Genomic DNA, 14,680 nt, shown 5'->3' on the forward strand with positions numbered 1-14,680 from the left:
GCCCTCCCCCAGTAAACCCGCTGTTGCTGTTGCTGCTGCCGTTGCTTCGGCTTCGGCGGGTGCCGGGTGCAACCCGGCCGAACCCCCTTACTTCTTTGAGCCCGGCTGGTTCAGCGGCTCCATCGCGCGGAAGCGCTGGCTGTATTCGTCGGTCAGGTTGCGCGCTTCCTGGCCGTTGCGGACGATGGTCGGGGTCAGCAGCACGATCACTTCCGAACGACGGCTGGTGCGGCTCTTCTGGCCGAACAGCGCACCCAGCACCGGAATCCGGCTGAGGCCGGGAATGCCGCTGCTGCCATCCGTGGCCGAATCGGTGATCAGGCCGGCCAGCATGATGGTGTCCCCGCTCTGCACCGCTGCCTCGGTGGCCAGCTTCTTGGTGGAGATGCGCGGATTGCAGTTGCGCTCCTGCGGATTGCAGTTCTCCGGTACGTCGGAGGCGCTGCTGATCTCCTGCACGATATCCAGGAACACCGTTCCGTCGCGGGTTACGCGCGGGCGCACCTTGAGGATCACGCCGGTGTCGATGTACTGCACCGAGCTGTAGCTGCTGGTACCGATGCCGGTGTTGACCGTGGTGGTGTTGATCGGCACCTTGTCGCCGACGTTGAGCGTGGCTTCGGCGTTGTTGCGCACGAACACCGAGGGGGTCTGCAGCAGGCGCACGTCGGTGACCTTGTCCAGCGCACTGACCACGGCGGCGCCGTTGTGGCCGGTGAACGCCCAGTTGGCACCATCGGTCCCGGTCACCGCACCAGCGAAGGTGTTCCAGGAACCGCCGGCCATCGCCGGCAGTGACAACCCGGACAGCGCACCGGTCAGCGCGCGTCCTGCTACGGCGTTGTCGAAGTACCAGTTCACGCCGTACTTCAGGTCGCCGGTCAGCCCGACTTCGGCCACCTGCGCTTCGATGTGCACCTGCAGCGGCATCACGTCCAGCTTTTCGATCACTTCGCGGATCGAGCGCCAGGCCTGCGGCGTCGAACGCACCAGCAACGTGTTCGTCTCTTCCACCGCCGACACGCCGACACGATCGCCCTCCACTTCCAGGCTGATGCTGACGTTGCCCGACTGGCGCTGCGGCAGGTTCAGGCTGCCGGCGCTGCTGCCACTACCGCTGCTGCTGCCGCCGCCGACCTGGTTGTTGAAGCTGCTGCCGTTGTTGGCGTCCATGCCGCGGTCGCCATCGCTGCCCAGCTGCGACGGAATGGCGCCTGGTGCCAGCGATGCCGAGCCGGCGCCGCTACGGTTGCCGCTGCTGGCAAAGGCTTCGCTGAGGCGTTCAGCCAGGTCGCGGGCCTTGATGTAACGCAGTTCATGCGAGAACAGGCGCGCGCTGCCACCGGCGGTATCGATGCGGTCCAGCCACTGCTGGATCTGGTCCAGGTAGCGCACCTGCGGGGTGATCACCAGCACGGCGTTGGCGTTTTCCAGCGGCAGGAAACGGAACATGCCGGCGCTGGGCGTCTTGCTCTCTTCGCCGAATACCTTCTCCAGATCGGCCGCGACCTGCTCGGCCTTGCCGGACTGGATCGGGAACACGCCCACCGACATGCCCGAGAGCCAGTCCACGTCGAAGATTTCGACGGTATGCAGGTAGTTCTCGAGCTCGGCACGGGTGCCGCCAAGGGTGATCACGTTGCGGCCGCTGTCGACGTTGACGATGGCATTGGGCCGCGCATAGGGCTCCAGCACCTTCTTCATCTCGGTGGCGGAGATGAACTGCAGCGGCACCACGCGCACTTCAAAGCCGCGTGCGCTGGAGGCGGGCGCGGTGCTCGGCGCCACGGTCCCGGCCAGTGCCTGGTCGGCGGCGACGATGTTGTAGCGGCCACCGCTGTAGACCATGCGGGCATTGTTCCAGCCCAGCACCATCTCCAGCAGGTTCAATGCCTGTGCCGGCGATACCGGCTTGGGCGTGGCCAGGGTCACCGTGCCCTGCACCCCCGGTGCGATCACGTAGTTCTGGCCGAGCATGTCACCGAGGATGGCCTTGACCACCGCGTGCACCGACTCGCCCTCGAAGTTGAACGTGGCTTCGCCGGAGCTGGCCGCATGCAATGCAGGCGACGGCTTGCGCGCGGCCTCGCGGTTGATCATGGTGCCGGTGCCACGGCGGATCACCGCCTGCGGCGTCCCCTGGGCTTGATCGGCCGCTTCGGTCTGCGCATCTACGGCGGCCTGACCGGCGCTGGCCGATGGCTGCAGGTTGCCGTTGCGTTGCACATGCGGGGCGGACACGGTGCTGCAGCCGACCAGCAGTGTCAGGGCAAGGGACCAGGGAAGAAAACGCAGATTCATGCATTCACTCTATCGGTTGGTGCCATCGCCCGGGGGCGGCGACGGTTGTTGCTGCTGTTGCTGCAGCTGACGGCGGCGGGCCTGGATGCGTTCGCGGATGGCCTGCATCTGCGCTTCGCTGGGACCGTTGGTGTTGGCAGGTGGCGCGGCGGCCGCGGCTGGTGCAGGCGACGCGGGAGCCACGTTGCCATCGGTGGCACGTGGGTTGGGCAGGGTCTGGCTGGGCGCCGGCTGTGGCGGCGGCGGCGGAACCACCGCGCCGGGCACAGGCGGCGCGCCATTGGCCCCGCGCAGGACCGTCGGCGCTTCACCGCCCTGGCCATTGAACACGGCCAGTTCCAGCACCTGGCTGCCACTGGAGCCGATCACCGTGGCCTGGCGCGGTTCCAATGCGACCAGTTGCCAGCCATCGACTGCATCGCCATTGAGGCGCAGGCGCAACGACCGGCCCTGCTCGGTGGTGAAGGTGGCCATGCTGAAATCACCGGTGAGCAGCACGCCGGTCAGGCGCAGCGCGGGACTGGCGGCGGCTTCGCTGCCCCCCAGCAGGTACGGGCGCGGCTTGCGGTCTTCGGCGAACAGGGGCCGCTCGCTGATCACGCTGTAGCTGTCTGCGCCGGCCATGCGCTCGGGCGCCAGCACGGGCAACGCCGGCAGCGCGGCCTGGGCGTCGCCCTCTGTGCTGACCGTGGGCAGCTGGCTGCCCAGGCCGAAGCCGGTGGCCAGCCAGGTCGCAGCGGCCCATCCGGCCAGCGCCAGCAGCAGCCCGGTGCGCAGGTTGATCTGTTCAAGCTTCATCGGCCACCTCCTGCGCATCGGCAGCAGGCTGCTCCGCCGGTGCCGGCACAGGTGCCGGCGGCGACACCACCGGCGCCGCTGCAGGTGGCGCTGCAGGTGGCGTGGCCACGGGCACTGTGGAGGAATCGGCGGCAGCACCTGGCAACAGGTAGCCGGCCAGCTCGAAGGACACGTCCAGACCGAGGCCGGATTCGTTCGGCGATTGCTGGAAGCGCTGTGCGATCAGGTTGAGGTTGTCCACGAACAGGCGCGGGCTGCCGGTCTCCAGGCTGTGCAGGACAGTGGCCAGTTCGGCCACGCCACAGCGCAGGCGCACCTGCATGGCCACGCGGACGAACGCAGCATCGCGACGGTTGTCGCTCAATGGCGTGCGGTTGCTGATGGTGCAGCTGCGGTTGCCCGGGCTGGCCATCGCCACCGCATCCTGCAGGCGTGCGCCGAGCGCGGCCGCAGCGGCCTCGGCGGTGGCTTCCTGCAGGAACCCCGGGCGCTGCTGCAGGGCGTCGCGGGTCGCGCGCAGCCGCTGTTCGATCTGCGGCTGCTGCTGCAGCTGCGCCTGTACGCGCTGCTGGCGTTCGCGCAGGGCAGCGGCATCGGCGTCGATCGCGCGCAGTGGCTGGGTGAACCACGGGTGCACCAGAAGCAGGTAGGCCAGGCACAGCACTGCCAACAGCAGTGCCAGTGCCAGCCAGCGGTCACGGCGTGCGCTTGGCATCGGCATGGGCCGCCTCCGTGGTTTCAGTCGCGGCGGCTGCGGGCGCAGGTACCGCCGAAGGCAATGGCTGCAGCTCGGCGGTCAGGGTGAAGCGGTCGCGGCCACTGGCAGCACCATCGGCCTGCAGCACGCCGGTGAGGTTGACCTTGCGCCACTGCGGCGCGTCCTGCAGCAGCGGAACCAGCTGCGATGCTTCGCTGCTGAGGCCGATCAGCTGCAGGCTGTTGTTCTCGATCGCCAGTTTTTCCAGGTAGGTGCCATCGGGCAGGCGCCGGGTCAGCTCATTCCACACTTCGACGGTGCTGGCGCGCTGGTTGCGTTGTGTTTCCAGGAACGTCGCTCCATCCAGCAGCGCCTGCAGCTGGCTGCGTTCGCTGGCAACACCGCGCGCACTGCGGGCGCTGCGCTCGACGTCTTCGCGCAGTACATCGACGGCAGCGCGGCGATTGTCCAGCAGCTGCATCGCCGCCAGCACCAGCATCACCAGCGCCGCTGCAGCAAGCAGCAGGTTCCAGCGCCGCATCGGGTCCGGCCGCTGTTGACGCTGCGCGGGCGGCAGCAGGTTGACCTGCAGCGCGCGGCCCTGTGCATCGATCGCGTCGACACCGGCCAGCGTGTCAGCCCACTCGCCGATCTGCGCACGCCAGTCATCGAGCTGGCGCAGCGGCCAGGCCACCAGCTCCACCTGCAGCAGGCCTTCGCCGGCACTGCCCAGTTCACGGATGTCATAGCTGACCTGGCTGGCTTCGAACGGTGTCTGCCGGTCGATCTCGTAGCCGACCACCGCACGCAGGCGGTCACCGGCCGCGGCGGGCAGGCGCAGCGTGCGCCGCAGGGCCTGCCCGGCGGGCAGCAGCCACACCCGTGGCAGGCTGCGCAGGCGCGGCTCCAGCACGCGATCCAGGTCCGCCGGTTGCAGCGGCCACGGAAGACGGACGACGGGCTCGAGGCCGTCACCGGCTTCGCGCCAGACCTGCAGCTGCCCGTCTTCGCACTGCAGCAGCAGGCGGGTCTGCGACCAGCCCAGCGCCCATTGCCAGCGCATCGGCACCCAGGCCAGCAACGACTGCCGCCACCAGCGCAGGAAACGGCCGGCACCGGGGCCGATCTGGCCCTGCACCTGCCGCAGACTGTCCTGCCAAGCCGTCATCTTGCTGCCATTCCCTGCTCCCAGCGAAGCACTGTGTAGGTCCGGCCGGGCACCCCGCCCGATCCGTTGCGCACCACCGCCTGCAGCACCGACAGGCGTCCGCTGCCGTCAGTGGCGCGGGACTCGATACTATAGGTGCCACTGCTGCTGGCAAGCGCCGATGCACCTGCAGCGTTATCTCCGTCACGCTCCTGCTGGGCGCGTTGCGCCAGCAGTTGTTCCGCATCCAGGCCCATTGCCGTCAACACCGGGCCACTGGCGAAGCGCGGATCCGGGCGCGCCTGGCGGCTGTAGAGCGTCAGGTGCGGCAGCATCGCGGCATACAGCGACCCGCGCATTCCCAGCACCCGCTGCAGTTCGCCCAGGGTTTCAAAGCGCTTGTTGCGCGGGCCATAGGGCAGGCCCGCGGCGGCGTACTCGGGTGCCTCGGCACCGCCACCGGGCTGCAGCAGGCTGTCTTCGTCGCGCCAGTCGATGATCGCACCGGCCAACTGCTTGGCGGTTTCAGCCGGCTCGCCCAGTGCCTGCATGAATGCGGACAGCAGCGCCGCATCCGCCAGGTTGAGGTTGATCTTGCCGTTCTCGTCCAGCACCCGGATCTCGATGCGGGCGTCGTCGAACTGCCAGCGATAGGCGCGGCCGTCGGCCTGCCACGGCGGACGCTGCGGGTCGGGCTGCAGCCGCAGCAGCGCGTATTCCAGGCCCGCGCGCGCGCGCTCCTGGCCGCGTGCATCGTCACCGAGCACCCGCTGCTGCAGGTACTCGACCCGTGCGCTGAGCGCAAAGGCGCCGACCAGCGCGGTCATCAGCGCGATCAGCCACAGCACCAGTACCAGCGCGGCACCACGTGGACGCTTCATCGCGCGCCTCCACTGCCGCCGGCGCGCAGTGCCACCACCAGCGGCGGCCACGGCGTGCCCCTGCTTGGCACGATCTGTACTTCCACCAGCAACGGCAGGCGCCGGGTGTCATCCCAGCGGGGCAACCATTCGGTCATCTGCCCGTTGCTGGCGTCGACACCGCGATAGCGCAGCCGTACATCCTTCAAGTCCTCCGCCAGCACTTCGGGCGGGCGCGGCGGGCTTTCTTCGATGCGCTCGCCTTCCTGCAGCAGTACCAGCTCCAGCAGCAAGCGGCGGTGGCCGGCTGCGCCATCCACCTGCAGCGCATGCAGGTATGGGCCGCCGCGACCGAGATAGCCCGGCAGGTCGGCTACGAACTGCATGCCCCGATCGTCGCCCTGGAAGAACACCGGTTCGCGGGTAGGATCGGATACTTCCAGCGGGCTGCGCAGGGCGCTGGCGAGCTGGCGCCGCAGCAGGGCCTGCACTGCGCGCATGCGTTCGCTCTGCGCGGCAATCTGCTCACCGCGCTGGCTGATCGCCATCGCCGAGCGCACGCTGGCGAACGCCAACGCCAGGCCGCCGGCCAGCAGCACGGTGGCCAGCATGACTTCGATCAGGGTGAAGCCCCGCGCGCGGCGCCTCATCGCGCGTTCTCCAGCGCAGGCGGCAACAGGCGCAGGCTGCGCCAGCGCAACTGCTCGCGCTCGCTGTCGCCCCAGCGCACCTGCAGCTGCAGTTCCGCCAGCCACGGCGTACCCGGCGACTGCGCAGCGGGCAGCGCACCACTGCGCGGCTCGGCCCAGGGCTGCACCTGCAGCTGCCAGTGATATCGCCCCTGCTCCCACTCGCCCTGTTGGCTGCCGGCCTGCAGTGGCGCTTCCACGCCAGCGGCGGCCAACAATGATTGCGCGTGCAGCACCGCGCGCGTGCGCAGCTCGGCGTCGCGCACCTGGCGCGCGCCACCGGACAGGCTGCCCAGCAACAGCGTCAGTGCCAACCCAAGCAGTGCGAAGGCAACGATCACTTCAAGCAGGGTGAAGCCACGGGCGCGCGACCTCATTGCGCCCGCCACGGTCCGGAACGGACTTCACCGGTCAACCAGCCCACATCGATGCGCCACTCGGCGCTCTCCAGCTGCAGGCGGATGCGGCCGCCGCTGGAACCGCCGTCGGGATGGAATTCGATCACGCCCTGACCGGGTGCGGTGGCCAGCTGCGCGGCACCTTCGAACTGCACCTTCAGCTTGGCCGGCACTTCGCCTTGGCGCTGGTTGGCGCCCTGCCAGCGATGCTGCGCCGGTTCGATCACGAAGCGCTGCGGCTCACCGCGGGCAATCGCCTGCGCGCGCACCATGCGCAGCTGGTTGGCGATGTCCTTGCCGGCACTGCGCAGCTGCATGCCGGCAAAACCGCGCGACATGCCAGCGGCAGTGATCAGGCCGATGGCCGCGATCAATGCGATCACCAGCAGCATTTCCAGCAGCGACAGGCCCGCTGCGCGCCTGCCGTGCAGGCGCGGGCGTGACACCCGGCGCGGCAGGGAAAGCAGCATGCGTGCTTACGGCTGGTAGCGGATGTCAGCGTCGACGCTGCTGCCGCCGGCCTTGCCGTCCTTGCCCAGGCTGATCAGTTCATACGCCTGGCCTTCGCCCGGTGCGCGGTACTCCAGCGCGTGGCCCCACGGGTCGTTGAGGTCGGCAGGCTTGGCATAAGGGCCCAGCCAGCCACCGACGCCGGCCGGTGCGGTCACCAGGTCGTTGAGCGAGGCAGGCAGCTTGCCGGTGTCGATCTGGTAGTTGTCGACCTTGGAGGCAACGGTCTGCACCTGCGCCTTGGCGATGTTGGCCTTGCCACGGTCGGCGCCGCCGAGCACGCGGCTGGCGACCAGGGTCAGCACCGCGCCGATCAGCACGATGACGATGATGATCTCCAGCAGGCTCATGCCCGACTGGTGGCGTGCGGCGGTGAAGGAAAGGCGGATCGGTCGACGGGAAGCAATCATGGTCGGTCCTTTCAGGTACGGGATGTCGGGGTTGCGAAGGAGGCCATCGTCAGCCGATGGCGTTGGTGAGGTCGTACAACGGCACCAGCACGGCCACGATCACCGCGCCGACCACCGAGGCCAGCACCAGGGTGATCGCCGGCACCATCGCCGCCAGCAGGCGGTCGATGCGGCGGGCACTGTCCTGTTCGAAAGTATCAGCCGCTTTCAGCAGCATGGTATCGAGCGCGCCGGACTCCTCGCCGACCTGGATCATCTGCAGCGCCAACCGGGGAAAGCGCTTGCCGCGCGACAGCGCCAGCGACAGGCCGGTGCCGTTCTTGACCTCGTCGGCGGCGGTTTCCAGATCGGCCGCCAGCGCGCGGTTGCCGAGTACGTTGCGGGCGATACCCAGCGCCGCCAGCAGCGGCACGCCGTTACGCAGCAATGTCCCCAGGGTGCGCGCCAGCCGCGCGGTCTCCAGTTCGCCCAGCAGGCGGCCGATGCCGCGGCGCTGCAGCAGCCAGCCATCCAGCGCCAGACGGAACGCGGGCTGCCGCGCCTTGCGTTCGAACAACAGCAGCAGCACGCCCGGCACCACCAGCAGCAGCACCCACCAGTCGCGTACGAACAGGCCCAGCTGCAGCACCAGGTTGGTGAACCACGGCAACGCCACGTCCAGGCTTTCATACATCTGTGCGAACTGCGGCACCACATAGCCCAGCAGGAACAGCAGCGCGCCGCCCACCACCACCAGCAGGATCGCCGGGTACACCAGTGCGTTGATCACCTTGCCCTGCAGCGCACGGCTGCGCTCGAGGTAATCGGCCAGACGTTGCAGGGTGTCGTGCAGGCTGCCACCGGCTTCACCGGCGCGCACCATGTTCACGTACAGGCGCGAGAACAGGCCGTGCTGACGCTCCAGCGCAGTGGACAGCGGCGCGCCACCGCGCACCACGTCGCGGATGTCGGTGATCGCGCGGCGCGAGCGTTCGTCTTCGGGCAGGCTGAGCAGGATCGACAGCGCGCGGTCCAGTGGCTGCCCGGCACCGAGCAGCGTCGCCAGCTGCTGGGTGAACTGCAGCAATGCCGCACCCTGCAGCGGACGCTGGCGGAACAGGCCGCGCAGGCTGCTGCCACCAACCGCACCACCGTCGGCCAGCTGCGTTTCCATCGGCAGATGGCCTTGGTCCTGCAGGCGCGCGACCAGCTCGGCCTCGCTGGCCGCTTCCATCTGTCCGTCGAAGATCTCGCCGTGCGTATTGAGCGCCTTGTAGCGATAGTTCGGCATGTCAGCCCCAGCGTCCTGCGCGCATCAGCCTTCCTCGGTCACGCGCAGGACTTCCTCGAGGGTCGTCTGCCCGCTCAGGGCCTTGCTCAGGCCGTCCTCGTACATGGTGCGCATGCCGGCTTCACGGGCGATGCGTTCGATCTCGCCCATGCCATCGCGACGCATCACCGCACGCCGCAGCGCGTCGTTCATCACCAGGAATTCCATGATGGTGGTACGCCCCAGGTAGCCGGTCGGCGCCAGCGCCGACGGCTTCGGCCGATACAGGTGGATCGTTCCCTGCGGCTGCAGGCGACGCAGGTCGAAGCGCTCGATTTCTTCCGGCGAGGCTTCATAGCGCTCGGCGTGGGTCGGCTCCAGCCGGCGCACCAGGCGCTGGGCCAGGATGCCGTTGATGGTGGAGGTGAGCAGATAGTCTTCCACGCCCATGTCGAGCAGGCGGGTGATGCCGCCCGCAGCGTTGTTGGTATGCAGCGTGGACAGCACCAGGTGGCCGGTCAACGCCGACTGGATCGCGATGCGCGCGGTTTCCAGGTCGCGCATTTCGCCGATCATGATGATGTCCGGATCCTGGCGCACGATGCTGCGCAGCGCATTGGCGAAATCCAGCCCGATCTGCGGCTTGGCCTGGATCTGGTTGATGCCTTCGATCTGGTACTCGACCGGATCTTCAACGGTGATGATCTTGACGTCGGCGGTGTTGAGCTGGCTCAGCGCGGTGTACAGCGTGGTGGTCTTGCCCGAGCCGGTGGGCCCGGTCACCAGCAGGATGCCGTGCGGCTGCTCAAGCACCTTGCGGAACTGCGGCAGGAAGGCATCGGTGAAGCCCAGCCGATGGAAGTCGAACACCACCGTCTCGCGATCGAGCAGGCGCATCACCACGCTTTCGCCGTGCGCGGTGGGTACCGTGCTGACACGCAGGTCCAGCTCCTTGCCCTGCACGCGCAGCATGATGCGACCGTCCTGCGGCAGGCGGCGCTCGGCGATGTTGAGCCGGGCCATGATCTTGATGCGGCTGATCACCGCGGCGGTCAGGTTGGCCGGCGGGCTCTCGCCTTCGACCAGCACGCCATCGACGCGGTAACGCACTTTCAGCCGGTTTTCGAAAGGTTCGACGTGGATGTCCGAGGCGCGCAGTTCGACTGCGCGCTGGATCACCAGGTTGACCAGGCGGATCACCGGCGCTTCCGAGGCGAGATCGCGCAGGTGCTCGATATCGTCCACTGCGCCGCCTTCGCCATCGGCGGTTTCCACGATGGCCCCCATCGCACTGCGGCCCTGGCCGAACCAGCGCTCGACCAGGTCATCGATCTCCGCGCGCATGCCCAGCAGCGGCGTGACCGGCACACCCAGTGCCAACTGCACGGCCTGCTGCGGGTACGGATCGTGGGCGTCGGCCAGCCACAGCTGCACGCCGTGTTCATCCAGCGCCAGCGGGCATACGTGGAACTGCTTGAGGAAGCGCAGCGACAGCGGCAGGCCTTCGGCCAGTGCCTGCGGCGGCGATTCAGGCAGCTGCCGTCCTTCCAGCAGCGGCAGACCCAGCACATCGGCGCTGGCCTGCGCCTGGTCACGTTCGGACACCAGCCCCAGCCGGACCAGCAGGCCGAGCAGGCTGCCACCGGCCTCGGCATGCAGCGGCCGCGCACGCGCCAGATCTCCTTCCTTGAGCCGACCACGTGCCAGCAGCGCATCGAGGATGCGGCCTTCAGTGTCGTCGATGGCGGTGGCAGCGAGCGCGTTCACGTGACTCTCCTGTCGATCGTCCCGACTTTAGCAGTTAAGCCGTGGTTTCCACCCGCTCCGATTCTTCTTTCGTAAAAAGACGAAGCCCGTCACACAGGTGACGGGCCTCGCTTATTCATTTACGACAGTCGGTTATTACTGGGTCGCCAGAATGCTCACCCCGCTGTAAGCGGCCTCACCCACCACCTTGATGTAGTAGGTACCGGCCACCGGCTTGGCTACGCGCACGGTTTCGGTATTGCCCGGGCGGGTCGACTTGGCATCGTTGTCGGTCGCGGTGGGCACGCGGCCCTGCGCCAGATACACCGACACGTTGCCGCTGCCGCCGTAGGTCAGCACGCTCAGCGTCTTGCCGGCCGCCGCTTCGAAGGTGTAGACGGTTTCGCTGGCGGCCGCACCGGCCAAGCCACCCACGGTCACCTTGTTGGTCAGCGGAATGCCCTCCGGCTCGCAGTTCTCGGTGCACGGCTCCTTCAGCGCGGCATCCAGCGCGGCCTTGGCATCGAGGATGCCGGTGCCGATCGGGGTCGCCGCCGGGATGGTCACCGGGAACTTGCGCGCGCTCTGCTTCAGCAGCGTTTCCAGTGCGGCCGGAGCCAACGGCTCCTTGCCCTTGGCGATCAACGCGCTCTGCACCATGGCGGCCACGGCGGCAACATGCGGCGAGGACATCGACGTGCCGCCCTTGCCCATCAGCACCCACTCACCGGCGTCCGGGGTGGTTTCCGAACTGGAGCCGACCTGCCAGATGTAGCCGTTCGGGTTGCCGTCGACGCTGCCGCCACCGCCCGGGGCCGACAGGTCGACCGCGGTGCCGTAGTTGGAGTAATAGGTGATGCCACCGGTGACACGGGTCGCACCCACCGCCACCACGTTGTTGCAGCTGGCCGGGCGGTACTTCGACGCATTGTCGGTTTCGTTGCCGGCCGCGACCACCACCAGCGTGCCGCGCGACACGGCGCCGTTGATCGCGTCCTGGTAGGCGGCATCGCAGGCGCCGCCACCGCCCAGGCTCATGTTGATGATTTCCGCCGGATTGGTGTTGGCCGGAATGCCCGGCACGGTGCCGCCCGACGCCCAGGTGATGGCGTCGCTGATGTCGGCCAGGGTGCCGCCGCACTTGCCCAGCACGCGCACCGGCAGCACCTTGGCCTTGTAGGCCAGGCCTGCCAGGGCACTGCCGTTGTTGGTCACTTCGGCAATGGTGCCGGCCACGTGCGTGCCATGCCAGGAACTGCCTTCCGGTTCAGAGCCGGTGTAGCACTCGTTGGCCGTTTCCACCCAGTCGCCGTAGTCGGTGGCACCCGGTGCGCGGCCATCGTTCGGGCGGCGCGAGGATTCCTTGTCACTGATGAAATCGTAGCCTTCCAGCAGGTTGCTGCCGAAGTCCGGCACGCCCGGCAGGATGCCGGTATCGAGCACGGCGACCACGATGCCCTCGCCCTGCGAGAGGTCCCACGCGGCCGGGGCGTTCACACCACCGGTGGCGTTGAAGAAGTTCCACTGGTACTGCGCGTAGTTGGGGTCGTTGGGCACCAGTGCCGGCTGCGCGTTGGTGGCACGCAGGTCCGAACGCTGCAGGCGCACGTTGGCCACCGCGTACTGCACCGACGGATCGGCATTCAGTTCAGCCAGCACCTTCTGCATGTCGGCCGCGCCCAGCTTGGACTTCAGGCGGATCAGGTCGCCACCGGCACCGAGCTTGCGCTCCACCAGCGGGGACAGTGCCGCAGCACGGCTGGTGGTGCCGCTGCTGACGATGGCACGCGACAGTGCCGACTGCACCACCGACAGCTTGGTCGAACGATCGCTGGCGGCAGCAGTGCCGTTGCGGTACTTCACGATGATGCCGTCCACGCTCTGCTGGGCAGTGCTGGCCACGCGCGCCGGTTCCTTGGCCACGCCCGGCTTTGCCGCATGCGCCGCACCGACGCCGACAGTCAGAGACAGCATGGCGGCAGCCAGCACATTGATGCGAAGGGTCTGCTTCTTGGTCACGTTCGAAATCCTCTTCAAGGTCATGGTTGAGCTTTCCTTCTCCGCCCGTTGCACGGACGGAGCTCACTACGGCCATCACTCCCTGCGACTGCCCTGGCTGGCCCACCAGGGTTGCCGTGCCACGCCCCTTTGGCGCTCACTGCTCGACGTGCCGATGGGATGCCCCACCGGCACGCTGTTGCGCACTTACCAGCCGAAGCCGGCGCCAACGCCGACCGAGCTGTCATCACTGCTGAAGGCACCACCGATGGTGACCGTGGCGCGATCGCTGATCGCGCGCTGGTAGCCCAGCGACATGGCCGACTCGCCGCCCTGGAAACCGATGCCGACGCCGACCCGGTTCTGGGTACGGATGCCGGCGGCACTGGTGGCCATGTTGAGCATCGCCGAGCTCATCGCGCCCTGGCGGTCGATGCGGCGATCCATGTGGCGCAGGCGTCCATCCACTTCGCCCTTGAACACATCGAAGCTGTCGGTGACCGCCTGCACGCGGCTGTCGGTGTAGCTGTTGGCGGTGGTGATGCCACGGTCCAGCTGGCCCTTGTTGACCGCGTCGGTTGCGGTGGTACCGGCCGCCACGTTGGTGACCTGGCGTTCGTTGCCCTCGCTGCCGACCGAGACGGTATTCGCGCGATCGGCAACCGAGCCCTGGCCCAGTGCCACTGCATTGGCCGCCGTTGCACTCGCGCCCTGGCCGACCGCGGTGGACGATGCACCACTGGCGACAGCGCCATCCCCCATCGCGACGGCGTTGATGCCACCGCCTGCGACCAGTGCCGGCTGTGCACTGCCTGCGCTGGCTGCGGTCGGGGTGCCCTGCACACGGGCAGTGGCCGTTGCCGATCCGCCATCAGCCAGGCTCGCATCGGCGCTGGCCGAAGCCGTGGCCGCGCTGGCCGCGTCGGCGTCCAGCGGAGCGGCCATCGAACGCAGGCTGGCCGCGCCGGAACGCGTGCCGCTGGCGGTGCGACGATCGATCTCGCTGACCTTGCGGTCCAGTGCGCCCAGTGCGTCGCCGACGTTGCTGTAGGTGGAACCCTGGATCACGTAGTTCGGCGCAACGAACACCCCCTGCATGCCGACGCTGGCACCGCCGCCGAGGAAGCTGGCGGCATCGCTGAGCGACTGGAACAGCTGCCCGCCGTTGATCGCCTGGCGGCTGCCGGAAGCGATGCTGCCGGCGCCGACGTTGTCGATGGTGGTGCCCTGGATCCCGCCAAGCGTCAGGCGGTCACGGCTGGCGTCGTCGTAGCCGACCGAACTGGCCGCGCTGGTTTCAACGGTGGCGATGCGCGAGTCGAAATCACCGACACGCGTTTCCACCGCACCCACGCGCTGGTTGGTGACGTTGAGCTGTGAACCGGTCACGGCATCGCTGCTGCCGGCGGCGATGCGGCCATCGGCGACGTTGACGATGCGGCGCGTGGCAGGACCATCAGTGCCGTTGCCGCCGCCGACCGACACCACGTTTGCCTCCACCGCACGCGCGCCGGCACCGAGGGCCACAGAGTTGCTGCCGGTGACGGCGGCATTGGCGCCTACGGCCAGTGATGCGTTGCCGATGGCGCTGGCGTTGCTGCCCAGTGCATTGCTGCGGTTGCCACTGGCAGTGGCACTGGAGCCCACGGCCACTGCATTGGTACCGCTGGCAGTGGCGGTGCCGCTGCCGTTGGCACGGAAGTGCCGGCTGGTGGCGTCGGCGGGGGGGGGCACCCCCGGTCCTTTTACACAACTTACGCCGCCCGCCGTGGGAGAGGAGGGGTGGATTCTGTTGGTGCCGGGGCGATTAAAAAAAAAATGAAAGAGCAGTGTACTAGGTGGAGGTGGCACTACGTGGTCTGGAGGCATGAAGTGTG

The 14,680-nt window shown here is 68.2% G+C and carries 12 protein-coding genes and 1 pseudogene; all 13 read right to left on the reverse strand.

The genetic code is table 11. From position 1 onward, the window contains the following. Nucleotides 1–87: 87 nt before the first annotated feature. On the reverse strand, nucleotides 88–2,301 hold the full coding sequence (gene gspD, locus GIW57_RS22445) for a type II secretion system secretin GspD (RefSeq protein ID WP_236512945.1): 2,214 nt from the start codon (nucleotides 2,299–2,301) through the stop codon (nucleotides 88–90). Between the two features lie 9 nt (nucleotides 2,302–2,310). Then, a complete protein-coding gene (locus GIW57_RS22450) occupies nucleotides 2,311–3,099 on the reverse strand; it encodes a general secretion pathway protein GspN (RefSeq protein ID WP_100462862.1) in 789 nt (262 codons plus the stop codon). After that, on the reverse strand, nucleotides 3,089–3,814 hold the full coding sequence (gspM, locus tag GIW57_RS22455) for a type II secretion system protein GspM (RefSeq protein WP_236512953.1): 726 nt from the start codon (nucleotides 3,812–3,814) through the stop codon (nucleotides 3,089–3,091). The genes GIW57_RS22450 and gspM overlap by 11 nt, the downstream gene beginning before the upstream one ends. Beyond that, nucleotides 3,795–4,964, reverse strand: coding sequence for a PilN domain-containing protein (locus GIW57_RS22460; RefSeq protein ID WP_236512947.1), 1,170 nt, complete (start codon nucleotides 4,962–4,964; stop codon nucleotides 3,795–3,797). Before GIW57_RS22460 ends, gspM begins: the two co-directional genes overlap by 20 nt. Then, nucleotides 4,961–5,824 carry a type II secretion system protein GspK gene (locus tag GIW57_RS22465; RefSeq protein WP_100462859.1) on the reverse strand — a complete coding sequence of 288 codons (864 nt, stop codon included), beginning with the start codon at nucleotides 5,822–5,824 and terminating at the stop codon, nucleotides 4,961–4,963. Before GIW57_RS22465 ends, GIW57_RS22460 begins: the two co-directional genes overlap by 4 nt. Further along, nucleotides 5,821–6,453, reverse strand: coding sequence for a type II secretion system protein J (locus GIW57_RS22470; RefSeq protein WP_236512949.1), 633 nt, complete (start codon nucleotides 6,451–6,453; stop codon nucleotides 5,821–5,823). The genes GIW57_RS22465 and GIW57_RS22470 overlap by 4 nt, the downstream gene beginning before the upstream one ends. Beyond that, a complete protein-coding gene (locus GIW57_RS22475; RefSeq protein WP_100462857.1) occupies nucleotides 6,450–6,869 on the reverse strand; it encodes a prepilin-type N-terminal cleavage/methylation domain-containing protein in 420 nt (139 codons plus the stop codon). Before GIW57_RS22475 ends, GIW57_RS22470 begins: the two co-directional genes overlap by 4 nt. Beyond that, complete coding sequence (locus GIW57_RS22480) at nucleotides 6,866–7,360, reverse strand: GspH/FimT family pseudopilin (protein WP_100462856.1); 495 nt, start codon at nucleotides 7,358–7,360, stop codon at nucleotides 6,866–6,868. The genes GIW57_RS22475 and GIW57_RS22480 overlap by 4 nt, the downstream gene beginning before the upstream one ends. Nucleotides 7,361–7,366: 6 nt before the next feature. Beyond that, nucleotides 7,367–7,810: a type II secretion system major pseudopilin GspG gene (gene gspG, locus GIW57_RS22485; protein WP_032951922.1), complete on the reverse strand. Its 444-nt coding sequence runs from the start codon at nucleotides 7,808–7,810 to the stop codon at nucleotides 7,367–7,369. Between the two features lie 49 nt (nucleotides 7,811–7,859). Beyond that, a complete protein-coding gene (locus GIW57_RS22490) occupies nucleotides 7,860–9,080 on the reverse strand; it encodes a type II secretion system F family protein (RefSeq protein WP_089238681.1) in 1,221 nt (406 codons plus the stop codon). Between the two features lie 24 nt (nucleotides 9,081–9,104). After that, nucleotides 9,105–10,826, reverse strand: coding sequence for a type II secretion system ATPase GspE (gspE, locus tag GIW57_RS22495; protein WP_100462854.1), 1,722 nt, complete (start codon nucleotides 10,824–10,826; stop codon nucleotides 9,105–9,107). 135 nt (nucleotides 10,827–10,961) lie between these two features. Continuing rightward, a complete protein-coding gene (locus GIW57_RS22500; protein ID WP_236512951.1) occupies nucleotides 10,962–12,848 on the reverse strand; it encodes a S8 family peptidase in 1,887 nt (628 codons plus the stop codon). A 162-nt stretch (nucleotides 12,849–13,010) separates the two neighbouring features. Then, nucleotides 13,011–14,525 (reverse strand): annotated as a pseudogene (locus GIW57_RS22505) (YadA-like family protein); the annotation flags it as partial. Nucleotides 14,526–14,680 lie beyond the last annotated feature (155 nt).

Source organism: Stenotrophomonas sp. PA-6-5C (genome assembly GCF_021605635.1).
Taxonomy (GTDB): domain Bacteria; phylum Pseudomonadota; class Gammaproteobacteria; order Xanthomonadales; family Xanthomonadaceae; genus Stenotrophomonas; species Stenotrophomonas lactitubi.

Excerpts from the sequence above, each read along its gene's own strand:
- gspD (WP_236512945.1), bottom strand. The coding sequence starts at position 2,301 with ATGAATCTGCGTTTTCTTCCCTGGTCCCTTGCCCTGACACTGCTGGTC.
- GIW57_RS22450 (WP_100462862.1), bottom strand. The coding sequence starts at position 3,099 with ATGAAGCTTGAACAGATCAACCTGCGCACCGGGCTGCTGCTGGCGCTG.
- gspM (WP_236512953.1), bottom strand. The coding sequence starts at position 3,814 with ATGCCAAGCGCACGCCGTGACCGCTGGCTGGCACTGGCACTGCTGTTG.
- GIW57_RS22460 (WP_236512947.1), bottom strand. The coding sequence starts at position 4,964 with ATGACGGCTTGGCAGGACAGTCTGCGGCAGGTGCAGGGCCAGATCGGC.
- GIW57_RS22465 (WP_100462859.1), bottom strand. The coding sequence starts at position 5,824 with ATGAAGCGTCCACGTGGTGCCGCGCTGGTACTGGTGCTGTGGCTGATC.
- GIW57_RS22470 (WP_236512949.1), bottom strand. The coding sequence starts at position 6,453 with ATGAGGCGCCGCGCGCGGGGCTTCACCCTGATCGAAGTCATGCTGGCC.
- GIW57_RS22475 (WP_100462857.1), bottom strand. The coding sequence starts at position 6,869 with ATGAGGTCGCGCGCCCGTGGCTTCACCCTGCTTGAAGTGATCGTTGCC.
- GIW57_RS22480 (WP_100462856.1), bottom strand. The coding sequence starts at position 7,360 with ATGCTGCTTTCCCTGCCGCGCCGGGTGTCACGCCCGCGCCTGCACGGC.
- gspG (WP_032951922.1), bottom strand. The coding sequence starts at position 7,810 with ATGATTGCTTCCCGTCGACCGATCCGCCTTTCCTTCACCGCCGCACGC.
- GIW57_RS22490 (WP_089238681.1), bottom strand. The coding sequence starts at position 9,080 with ATGCCGAACTATCGCTACAAGGCGCTCAATACGCACGGCGAGATCTTC.
- GIW57_RS22500 (WP_236512951.1), bottom strand. The coding sequence starts at position 12,848 with ATGACCTTGAAGAGGATTTCGAACGTGACCAAGAAGCAGACCCTTCGC.